Source organism: Poseidonibacter ostreae (assembly GCF_009208075.1).
Lineage (GTDB): Bacteria > Campylobacterota > Campylobacteria > Campylobacterales > Arcobacteraceae > Poseidonibacter > Poseidonibacter ostreae.
Map to the genome: position 1 here is coordinate 1 of NZ_WFKJ01000062.1, position 11382 is coordinate 11382.

An 11382-nucleotide genomic window follows, 5' to 3' on the forward strand; every position below is an offset into this window, starting at 1 on the left:
ATATTAATATTATAAAAATATAAATTAAATTATGATTATTTTATAATAGCTTCTTTTGTCTATTTAATAGGACTTTAAAAAATTATTTTTAAAAAATATGATATAATACCAAAAAAGTATAACAAGTGTTAAGGATTTTAAATGCCCTGTAATAAATGTAGTGAAATAATCTTATTAGAAGAAATAGAATCAAAAATATATATTTTAAGTGAATTTGATGAGCTTATTGATAAAAGTACAATTCTATTTAATAAACTAAATATTGATATTACTTCTGAACAAGGTTTAATTACAGTTTCTGCAAAAAATACAAAAGCTTTCTTCTATGAAAATATAAATACTTTTAATTCATCTTTTAATGAACTAGAAAGAAATGATATAAAAGTATTTATTGAATATCTTGATGGTTCTAAATTCAATTATCAATCAATGTTTTTAGCAAAGCCTTTACAAAGATTTATAAATATTATTGAAGATAAAGAATTTTTTGATATTTTAAATAATGAGGCCTTAACATCACATTTTCAACCTATTATTAATATGAAGGACAATACAATCTATGCATATGAACTTCTAACTAGAGGGATAAGAGCTGATGGAAAACTAATGTATCCAGATGTATTATTTAAAAAAATCTAAGGCAAATGATCTTGATTTTAGATTAGATAGATTATGTAGAGAAACTGCCCTAAAAACTGCAGCTGTAAAAAAAGTAAGTCAGAAAATATTTATAAATTTTATACCAACTGCTATTTATGATCCTGAATTTTGTTTAGCTACTACAGAAAAATGGGCTAAAGAACTTAATTTCGACCCTTCTCAAATTATATTTGAAGTAGTTGAGACTGAATTAGTAAAAGACCAAGAACATCTTAAAAAAATTTTAAACTATTATAGGAAAGAAGGTTATAAAATTGCATTAGATGATGTGGGTGAGGGATATTCTAGTTTAAATATGCTAATTGAATTAAAACCAGATATTATAAAAATAGATAGAAATATAATAGATGGAATTGAAAAGAATCATTTAAAACAATCTGTTTTTAAAGCTTTATCAAATATAGCTAAAGAGCATGGTATTGAAGTATTAGCTGAGGGTGTTGAAACTAAAGAAGAGCTGGAGATCATTAAAAGTATAGGTGTTGATTATGTGCAAGGATATTATTTTGCAAGACCATCTTCTGAGCCAATTAGAAAAATACCAAAGAGGTTTAAGTAGATTCTAAATACTTAACCTTAAATGTTTTAGAAGTTTGTTATACTGAATTGATTATCTAGAAACTTTGATTAAAAATCAATTTATAAAAATATAAACAATAGGACTTAAAATGGCTAAAATAAACTACAATTATGAAAAACGTGCTCGTGAGATAGAAAAAGAGAAGAAAAAAGAAGAAAAAAGAAAAAAGAAACTAGCTAAAAATAGTGAAGAATCTAGCAGTTCTGAAACTGCCACTGAAGATTAAATAAATCATGGTGTCACTTATGACACCATGATTTAATTATAAAATCTATTTCCCTGCTTTTTTTGCTTTCTTTTCTGCTCTTTTTTCTTTTAATGATTTAGTTGATGCTGTTTTAACAGATTTTTGAACGTCTTTACCTTTTGCCATAAGATCTCCTTTTTTTAATATAACCTTAGTATATCTTAATATAAGACAAGTGTTCTTAATTAAAGTAACATATAATAATTTATTTAAATTGAATCTAAAATAAATATAAAAGAGTTATAATAAAATCTAATATAAGTTAAAGTACTTATTAATTAAATTTGCTAAGAGGAATTTGAACAAATGAATAAGATTGTTACAGAAGAGTTTGAGATTTTTCCTTGGAATGAAAATTTAATGACAGGTATTTCACAAATTGATGATGAACATAAAATAATTGTTAACTTAATAAATAAATTAGCTAACGATCTAACACAAGATAAAGAGTTTGAAGTAGAAGATACTTTTAATGAATTGGCTTTGTATGCAGAGTTTCATTTTAAGAATGAAGAAAAAATTTGGGAAAAATATTTAAGTGGAAATGAACTAGTATTATTACATAAAAAAAGTCACGATTCTTTTTTACCAGAAATTATAAAACTAAAAGAACATCATAAAGATAAAACATTTACTCAAATGACAGAAGAAATCCTTCTTTTTTTAATTAGATGGTTAGCTTTTCATATAGTTGATGAAGATAAAAGACTTGCACTTATTTTAAACTCTTTAAATCAAGGTAAGCATATAGATGAAGCAATAAGTGATGCTTCTGATTTTAGAAGTAATTCTACAGATAATTTAATTGATACTATTTTAGCAATGTATGATAATTTATCGCTAAAAGCAATTAGTTTAATAAGAGAAAGAAAAGCTAGAATCATAGCTGAAAATGAATTGTTAGAAACAAATAAAAAACTTGAAAAACTATCAATTACTGATCAATTAACAAACTTGTATAATAGAAGATATTTTGATGAAATTTTTGATAGAGAACTAAAAAAGTCTAAAAGAAATAAAACAATAATTAGTTTAATAATAATTGATATAGATTATTTTAAAAGAATAAATGACACCTATGGACATGCTTTTGGAGATGTTGTTTTAAAAAATATTGCTACTTGTTTGAAAAAAGTTTGTAAAAGACCTAATGATTTTGTTTTTAGAATTGGTGGAGAAGAGTTTATTCTTTTACTTACTAATGAAGACACTAATTGTGCAATCTCTTTAATAAGTATTTTACAAAAAAGTATACGTGATTTAAAAATTCCAAATATTAATAGTGATATTTCAGATTATCTATCAATTTCAGGAGGATTAATTTCTTTAATACCCTCTCAAGAAGATAGTATTGATTCTATTCTAAAAATTGCTGATGATAGATTATATATTGCAAAACAATCTGGACGGAATAAAATAGTAATAGAATAGTAAATTATATTTATAATAATTATTATTTTATCATATTCACTTTATATATTTAAATACAAAGTTATTTAAAACAAAATTATCATATAATAAATTTATAATTAAAAATAGGGTTTTTATGAAGTTTAAGTTTATATTTTTCATTATTTTAGTTTTTTTAGATGCTGTAGCATCAAATAAAACTATTATTTCTCAGAGTACACAGGTAAAAGATATACTTATTCCTTTATCTGCTGAAGAAAAAGAGTATCTAGAAGAAAAAAAAGAAATAAAAATGTGCGTTTTGCCAAACTGGTTACCTTTTGAACAAATAGATAAAGATGGTAATCATAAAGGAATTGGTAATGATATTATGAAGTTAATTTCAAAAAAAATCAATACGTCAATTACTCTTATACCCACTAAGGAATGGGCTGAATCTCTTCAGAATATAAAAGATAGAAAATGTGATATTTTACCTGTTGCTATGGATATTCCAAACCGTAGAACAAGTATGAACTTTACTCGGGCATATACTTCTGAGCCTTTTGTAATTGCAACAAAAATAAATCAATTATTTATAAAAGATAGTCAAAGTATTGGTAATAAAAAAGTTGGTATTGTTAAAAATTATGCAATTATTGATGTTTTAAGAAAACAAAATCCACAAATTCAAATTATTTCTGTACAAAATGCTGAAGATGGACTTGAAAAAGTTCAAGAGGGTAAATTATTTGCTTATGTAGATATTATGGCAGCAATTGGATATAACATTCAAAAACATGGAATGGTTGATTTAAAAATTGCTGGTAAATTAGATATTGAAGCTAAATTAAGTATTGCTTCTAGAAATGATGAACCTTTATTAAACTCTATAATGCAAAAATCTTTAGATGAAATTAGTGAAGAACAGTTACGTACGATTGTAAAAAGATGGGTTGAAATAAAAGTTGAAGAAAGAATTGATTATACAGAAATATTCTATTTAATAGTGTTTTTTATACTTATTTTACTTTTAGTTCTTTATAAAAATAGATCAATTCATAAAATTAATAAAAAACTAACTTTAGCAAATAAAGAAGTTTTTGAGCAGCATAAAATGGTTGATAAATATGTCTTAATTTTATCAACAGATTTAAAAGGGACAATTACAGATGCGAATGAAGCTTATTGTAATGCCTTAGGTTTCAAAAAACAAGACTTAATTGATTCTACTCATAAAATTATGAGGCATCCAAATACTTCAAGCGAATTAATTGAAGATATATGGAATACAATAACTTCTGATAAAACTTGGATTGGTAAAATACAAAACTATACAAAAGATAAAAAAAGTAAATATTTTAATGTATATATAGAACCTTTGTATCTTAATAATAAAAAAATAGGTTATAGGTCTATTTCAGAAGATATTACTGATAAAAATGTATTAGAAGAACTTACACAATATCAAAAAAGTTTACTTTCCTTATTTGATAAAGGTGGTGCAGTTCTTTTTAAATGGAAGAATGATGATAAAAAAAGTATTGAATATGTATCTGAAAGTATTTATAAATTAACTGGATATAAAAGTGAAGAGTTTATAAGTGGTGATATAAATTATATTTCTTTAATTAATAAAGAAGATTTAAAAAAGATATCTTTATCTTATATTGATGAAAAAGGAAATACCTCAGATTATATTAAAAATGACCCTTATAGAATAGTAACAAAAGATGGTGTTGAAAAATGGGTTTTAGACCATACTGTAAGTTTACCTGATAGTGATGGGGAAATAAAACATTTTTTAGCCTATATTACAGATATTACAGAACATATTTTACAACAAAGAATGATTTATCAACAATCACGAACTTCAGCAGTTGGAGAAATGATTGGAAATATTGCGCATCAATGGAGACAACCTCTTAGTGTAATATCAACGGTTGCTACTGGATTAAAATTAAATTTGGATCTTGATGATAGTTTAGATAGAAAAAGTATGTCAACTAGCCTTGAAAAAATAAATAAACATACTCAACATCTATCTACTACAATTGATGATTTTAGAAGTTTTTTTAAAGATAATCTAAATACAGTTGAAAAAACAAATTTAAAAAATACTATAAAAAGAGTTAGGGAGCTAACTATTGATAGTTTTAATAGTAATTTTATTGAATACACTGAAGATATTGAAGATATAGAACACTCTTACAATGAAAATATCTTGATTCAAGCACTTTTAAATCTATTTAATAATTCTAAAGATGCATTATGTGAAAAAAGCTATGATAGATATTTTAACATTAGTATTAAAAAAGATAAAAAGGTAATTGTTCTTAGAGTTAAAGATAATGGTGGTGGAATAAAAGAAGAGCTTATAGAGAAAATTTTCGAGCCATATTTTACCACAAAACATGAATCAGTAGGTACAGGAATTGGTTTATATATGACAAATCAAATTATTACAAAACAAATACATGGAAAAATATCAGTTCATAATATAAAATTAAAATATAAAAATAAAAGTTATAATGGTGTAGAATTTATAATTACTATTCCTATTATTGAAGATGATAGTTACTAAAGGCCTAGGGATGAAAGAAAGAGAAAAAGAACTACTACTTTTACAATTAATTAGATATGTTCCCTTAGTATTTATTATCTTACTATTCTTATTAGTAATTACATATATCTCAACTATTCATTCACAAAATCTTAAAAATGAAAAAGAAAATACAAAAAATGAGTTTATTCAATTAAATAAAACAAATATAAAAACAAGTATTGATAACACAGTAGTTGAGTTTATAAAATATGAATTAAAAGACTCTCAAGAAAAACTAGAAACAAAACTAAAAAAACAAGTTAATTCTATTCATAGTATTATGACTTCTTTATACAATGAGTATAAAGAAGAGAAAACAAAAGAAGAAATAATAAAACTAATAAAATTAACTTTAAAAAGTGTTTCTTTAGATGAAGAAAAAGGTTATTTCTTTATTTATGATTTAAATGGTGTGAATATATTTCATCCTACCAAACCACAAAGAGAAGGCACAAATTTTTATGATGCAAAAGATACAAATGGAAGATTAATAGTTCAAGATTCCATTAATATTGCAAAAAGTAAAAGTAAAGAAGGCTTTCAAACATACTTTTTTCATAAGCCAAATGATGAAAATAAAGAGTATGAAAAATTAGGGTTTATAAAGAAGTTTGAACCATATAATTGGTTTATAGGTACAGGTGAATATTTAGATGACTTTCAAAAAAAAGTTAATAAAAAGATATTAGAGCATTTAAGTGTAATTAAATATAAATATAATGAATATGTTTTTGTTCTAGATTATAATGGAAACATATTAATCAATAAAAATAAAAAATTTAGCGATATTAATATTTTTAACTCAAATAGAGTTATGGATGCAAAAATTAAATATAAAGACTTTATAAGTTCAAATGAAAAAAGAAAATTTATAGAGTATAAAATGAAAAGCGATGATGAAAAAGATTATATAAAAATTTCTTATGTAACAAAGATTGAAGAGTTAAATTGGGTAGTTGGAACTGGTTTTAATTTAGATAATGTTAACTCTTTAATTAAAGAAAAACAAAAAGTATTAGAAAAAAGCTATAAAGAACATTTAAATATATTTCTTATTGTATCTATTTGTTTAACAATTATTCTTTTAGTTATTTCATATTATGTTTCTAATTACATAAAAAGTAAATTTACTGGATATCAGGATAATTTAAAACATAAGAATAGAGTACTTTTAAAAGCTCAAGAAATAGCAAGATTAGGAGAGTGGGAATTAGACATTCAAACTAGAAAAGCATATTGGTCTAATAAAATAGTAGATATTTTTGGTATTAAAAACTGTAAACAAGAGCATGGACCTAAATTTTTGAAAACACTTATGTATGATGCTGATTGGTCTTGTTTTGAATCTTCTATTGAAAAATGTATCGAAACAAAAAAAGAGCATCACTGCACATATAGAATAAAAAGGCCAATTGATGGAAAAACTATTTGGGTTGAATGTAGAGGAGAAATAATTAATGACAACACTATTTTGGGTACAATTCAAGATATAACGGAAGTAAAACAAAAAGAAATAGAAGCTCAAAATAAAGACAAAATTCTTTATCAACAAAGTAAACTAGCAACAATGGGTGAAATGCTTTCAAATATTGCACATCAATGGAAACAACCTTTATCTACAATATCAACTGCATCAACAGGCATAAAATTACAAAAAGAGATGAATTCTTTAAGCGATGATCAACTTATATCTGATGTTGAAACTATAAATAACTCAGCACAATATTTAGCCCAAACGATTGATGACTTTAAGAACTTTTTTAAGCCAAATAAAAATAGAGTAGAAGAGTTTAATATCTCTTCTACTATTGAAAAAACATTAAAACTCCTAGATGCAAAATTTAAAGCACAAGAAATTGAGATTATAAAAGATATTGAAGATATAAATATAAGATCTTCAGAAAATGAGTTAATCCAAGTATTAATGAATATTCTAAATAATGCAAGAGATGAACTTTTAAAATGTGATTATAGAAAACTTATTTTTATTACTATTTATAAAAAAGAGAACTCTTTATTTATAGAAATAAAAGATAATGCAAATGGTGTTCCTTTAGATATGAAAAAGAAAATATTTGATGCATATTTTACAACTAAAGATGAATCTAAAGGAACAGGAATAGGTTTATATATGAGTAAAGATATTGTTACAAAACTTTTAGATGGCGATATATTTGTTGAAAATGAAGCTTATACTTATGAAGATAATGAATACTATGGTGCAAAGTTTAGTATCAAATTAAATTTTAGCTAAGTTGTAGTTTGTAATGAAAAAAGATACTAAGCATATTCGTGCTGATATTGTAAATAAATCTCTTAACTATATATATAAGTATATTGATACAAATATCACTTTAGATGAGCTGGCAAAGTTAAATAGCATTAGCAAATACCATTTTCTTAGAATATTTAAAGAAGAAGTTGGTGAAAATTTATTTGAAAGAATTACAGCAATTAGATTACAAAAAGCTGCTTCTTTACTTCTTACAAATACTTACTCAACAATTAGTGAAATAAGCCAATTATGTGGATACTCCTCTCATACTTCTTTTATAAAAGCTTTTAAAAAACGTTTTATTTATACTCCCTCGCAATGGAGAAAAGGTTCTTATAAAAATTTTTCTAAGGAGTCTTTAAATCTAAAAGATGATTTTTATAAAGAGTTTGAAAATATTAAAGTAAGTATAAAAGTAGTTCCTAAAAAAACTTGTGTTTATATTAGACAAAAAGGATATGGTAAGGCTCAATTATCTCAAATTTGGGAAAGACTATTAGGTTTTGCCTATGAAAATAATATACTTAAAAATATCCAAATTGGTATTTATCATGATAATCCCATAATTACAGATAAAAAAGAGTGTAATTACATAGCAGCTATTGAAGTAGAAAAAGATTTTATACCAACAAATTCAATTAGTAAATTTGAAGTATTAGAATCTTTATGTGCAGTATTTGAATATAAAGGTGTTTATGGAGATATTGCAAAGCTAATGACATATATTTATCACTATTGGATGCCAAAAAGTGGCTATGAAGCAAAAACTTTACCAGCTTTTGCCATATATCATAAAAATCACTATTTAGAAGAGAATGATACTTTTAAACTAGAATTTTATGTACCAATTAGAGTTGTTTAAATTATTTTCTTACTCCAATTTTTTTAGAAATTGTAGCTTCACATGTAACATGATCTTGACTTATTTCTCCATGCTCTTTTACATAAGAAACTCCCCATTCAAACATATCTTTGAATACATCTCTTAATCTTTCTCCTGCAGGAGTAAGTGAATATACTACTTTAGGAGGAACTTGTGCAAAAACTTCTCTATTTATAATATTTTTTTCTTCTAACTCTTTTAGTTTAATAGTTAAAGTTTTTTGAGTTATTTGTGAAATACTTTTATGTAAATCTTTGAATCTCTTAGGCTCAGCTAAAAGATTCCAGATTATTGATAGTTTCCATTTATCATTGAATATATCAAGTGTTACTGCTACAGAACACTCATACTCTTTATCATTTATTATATACATTTAAAATTCCTTTAGAATATATAGTATAACTAAAAATGGATTAACTTCTGTTACTTACTTAAATTACTGCAAGAGAAATATAAGTTAAAAAATTGGTACTAATTTATATCCTTGTGTTTGCCAGCCAATCAATGAAATAAAACCATCTGCTACAATACTCATTTCTTTTGGAATAGTTTTATTATCAATATTGAAAACTTTTGTAGCAACTGCACATACTTCAAGTTTAACACCTAATTTGGCTAAGTTTTTAATAGAGTTTTGAATAGAGTTTAAGTCTTCTTCATTTTCCATCTCAAAAGCTTCATCTTGTTGTGTACTTAAATATTTTACTGTTTTTCCAATAAATACTAAAACTAAATCTGGATTAACATCTTGTTTTATAAAACCTGCGTGTGTTCCTTCTATAATTTTTAGATAAAAGGCAGTTGTTTTAACATCTGTAAAGTCTATTAAAAATACTCCTTTAGCTTCTTTGATACCATTTAGTGATGCTTTGTCATTTATCTCTTGTGCACTTATGCTAGTGTTAAATAAAACTATTGTAGTTATAAAAAACAATATTTTAGCGATTGATTTCATTTCTTAGTCCTTTGAATTTTGTTAATTATATAATAAAAAATTATAATATTTACTTTTGTTTTTCTTATATTTTAAAAAAGTAATATTAGTATAGAATCAAAGTAAAAATAATTTTTTGATATAATATAAAAATTTTAATAAGGTATTATATGAGCGATAGATTACATGAAGTAATTGCCGAAATTGGTGTATTACATAAAGAGTTAATAGAAAATAAAAAAATAGAAGATGCAAATGAAGTATTTGATTATATTGAAGATTTTGATAGTGATGTTAAAGAGCATTATTTAAACTTATTATTACAATATTATTTTCAAGAAAATGATTTAAATAACTTAAAAGAGATGCTTTTAGTTGGTGCTAAATTTGATATGAGATTTTCTGATATAAAAAATGCATTTTTAAATATTAAAACAAGTGGCGAGAATGTTATTGAGTTTATGGAAGAGTCAGTTGTATTTTTAAAAGATACTGAATTAGAAGATGAATTAAATGAAATGTATTTATATTACACTCAAAATGAGTCATTACAAGTAGATTTAGAAGAGGCTGTAGAGCTTATAAAAAGAAATAGGTATGTTTGTGCTCATTGTTATAAAAATGATGATAAATGCTACTCAAAACTTTTTTTAAATGAAGATTTATTAGAGAGTTTAAAGCGTGATTTACCATATTTATTAGGTTAGTAAATGCCTCCTTTTGAGTTAGTTATTCCTGAAAGTTTTTTATTTATACCAGCGAACTTATCTTATATTTCTTTTTGTTTTTTTATTAGTTTTCTAATTTACAGATTATCAAAAAGTATAATAGTTTTTTTAATTGCACTTCTAGGTTTTTTAAGTCTAATGTATTCTGACTTGATATTTAAGTATGCTATAAAAAGCTATTATGAAATAATAGTAGCAAATAAAACTATTGTTTCATATCCTGTAAAAAATGAAGATGGAAAGATTGATAGCTTATCAACTGTTCGAGTTTATAATTTTCCTTTAACAAAATCATCTTTATCAAAAAGTGAAGAAAATGAAATAATAAAACTACATGAATCTTATATAAGTAAATTTATTGATATTTCAACAGTAAGATATAGATATAACAAATATTTTTATAATGACAAAAGAATTTTTCTAAATGTATATAAATATGATAATTCTTTTTTGGAAGATTTAAACCAAAAAGCAAAGTATTCAATTAGAAAAAACAAAAAGAAGAGTTTATATCCTGATTTTTATAATGAATTTGAATATAAATTTATTGATACTTCGACAAATAATATTTTAGCAAGAGCTTATATAGTTAGTTTTCCAATTACTACAAGTAAATTAAGAAATAGATTTTTATATTGGACAAAAGAAAAAGAGTTAGAGTTTAATTTAAGTAGTATTCAAAACTTTGATATTGTTTATAAGAAGCTATTTATTGATTAATATCTAAATATTTTTGATAAAATGGGAATTTAAAAAATACTTCCCATTTCATCATTTAAATAAGCATCTATTTTTTTTATAAACTCATCAAAGTTTCTGCTTCCTTGTTTATTAAAAACAACAATTTCTTCACCAAAATCATCTTGAATAAAGTGCTCTTCTTTTAAAATCTTTTTATATAATTCTTGTAACTCATCATCACTTTCTTGCTTATTAAATAAGAACCAATTAGCAGTATCTTCTTCAATTCTAACTAAGCCATAAGTTTTTCTCTCATCAATATAATCTTGTATTGTTCCATTTTCAAATTGCGCACCAACAACTAAATCATTTTCATTTAAAATCATTTCCATTTTATACC

General features: G+C 24.0%; 12 protein-coding genes. 9 read left to right on the forward strand and 3 right to left on the reverse strand.

Annotation, left to right across the window (positions count from 1 at the left end; genetic code table 11):
• Window positions 1-141 precede the first annotated feature (141 nt).
• The 7 genes from GBG18_RS13945 to GBG18_RS13970 all read left to right on the forward strand — a co-directional run bounded on the left by GBG18_RS13945 (window position 142) and on the right by GBG18_RS13970 (window position 8618).
• Window positions 142-639, forward strand: coding sequence for an EAL domain-containing protein (locus GBG18_RS13945; protein WP_152192036.1), 498 nt, complete (start codon window positions 142-144; stop codon window positions 637-639).
• Window positions 617-1219, forward strand: coding sequence for an EAL domain-containing protein (locus tag GBG18_RS13950; protein ID WP_152192038.1), 603 nt, complete (start codon window positions 617-619; stop codon window positions 1217-1219). Before GBG18_RS13945 ends, GBG18_RS13950 begins: the two co-directional genes overlap by 23 nt.
• 109 nt (window positions 1220-1328) lie before the next feature.
• Entirely contained in the window at window positions 1329-1466 is a 138-nt protein-coding gene (locus GBG18_RS15390; RefSeq protein ID WP_193311161.1) for a hypothetical protein, read from the forward strand.
• Between the two features lie 327 nt (window positions 1467-1793).
• Entirely contained in the window at window positions 1794-2918 is a 1125-nt protein-coding gene (locus tag GBG18_RS13955) for a GGDEF domain-containing protein (RefSeq protein ID WP_152192040.1), read from the forward strand.
• Window positions 2919-3033: 115 nt separating this feature from the next.
• Window positions 3034-5460 (forward strand): PAS domain S-box protein, encoded by a 2427-nt coding sequence (locus GBG18_RS13960; protein ID WP_152192042.1) that lies wholly within the window; start codon window positions 3034-3036, stop codon window positions 5458-5460.
• 10 nt (window positions 5461-5470) lie between these two features.
• Window positions 5471-7735 carry a cache domain-containing protein gene (locus tag GBG18_RS13965; RefSeq protein ID WP_193311162.1) on the forward strand — a complete coding sequence of 755 codons (2265 nt, stop codon included), beginning with the start codon at window positions 5471-5473 and terminating at the stop codon, window positions 7733-7735.
• Window positions 7736-7748: 13 nt separating this feature from the next.
• On the forward strand, window positions 7749-8618 hold the full coding sequence (locus GBG18_RS13970) for an AraC family transcriptional regulator (protein WP_152192046.1): 870 nt from the start codon (window positions 7749-7751) through the stop codon (window positions 8616-8618).
• Window position 8619: 1 nt separating this feature from the next.
• Here GBG18_RS13970 and GBG18_RS13975 read toward each other — a convergent pair whose 3' ends face one another.
• Window positions 8620-9012 carry a winged helix-turn-helix transcriptional regulator gene (locus GBG18_RS13975; protein ID WP_152192048.1) on the reverse strand — a complete coding sequence of 131 codons (393 nt, stop codon included), beginning with the start codon at window positions 9010-9012 and terminating at the stop codon, window positions 8620-8622.
• 84 nt (window positions 9013-9096) lie between these two features.
• Window positions 9097-9594, reverse strand: a complete 498-nt coding sequence (locus GBG18_RS13980) for a DsrE family protein (RefSeq protein ID WP_152192050.1) — start codon at window positions 9592-9594, stop codon at window positions 9097-9099.
• 149 nt (window positions 9595-9743) lie between these two features.
• Between GBG18_RS13980 and GBG18_RS13985 the strand changes: the two genes are divergently transcribed.
• Both GBG18_RS13985 and GBG18_RS13990 read left to right on the forward strand, forming a co-directional pair.
• Window positions 9744-10280: a hypothetical protein gene (locus tag GBG18_RS13985; RefSeq protein WP_152192052.1), complete on the forward strand. Its 537-nt coding sequence runs from the start codon at window positions 9744-9746 to the stop codon at window positions 10278-10280.
• Window positions 10281-10283: 3 nt separating this feature from the next.
• Window positions 10284-11021 carry a hypothetical protein gene (locus GBG18_RS13990; protein ID WP_152192054.1) on the forward strand — a complete coding sequence of 246 codons (738 nt, stop codon included), beginning with the start codon at window positions 10284-10286 and terminating at the stop codon, window positions 11019-11021.
• A 29-nt stretch (window positions 11022-11050) separates the two neighbouring features.
• Here GBG18_RS13990 and GBG18_RS13995 read toward each other — a convergent pair.
• The coding region (locus GBG18_RS13995; protein WP_226898711.1) for a hypothetical protein at window positions 11051-11382 on the reverse strand (332 nt) is incomplete at its 5' end.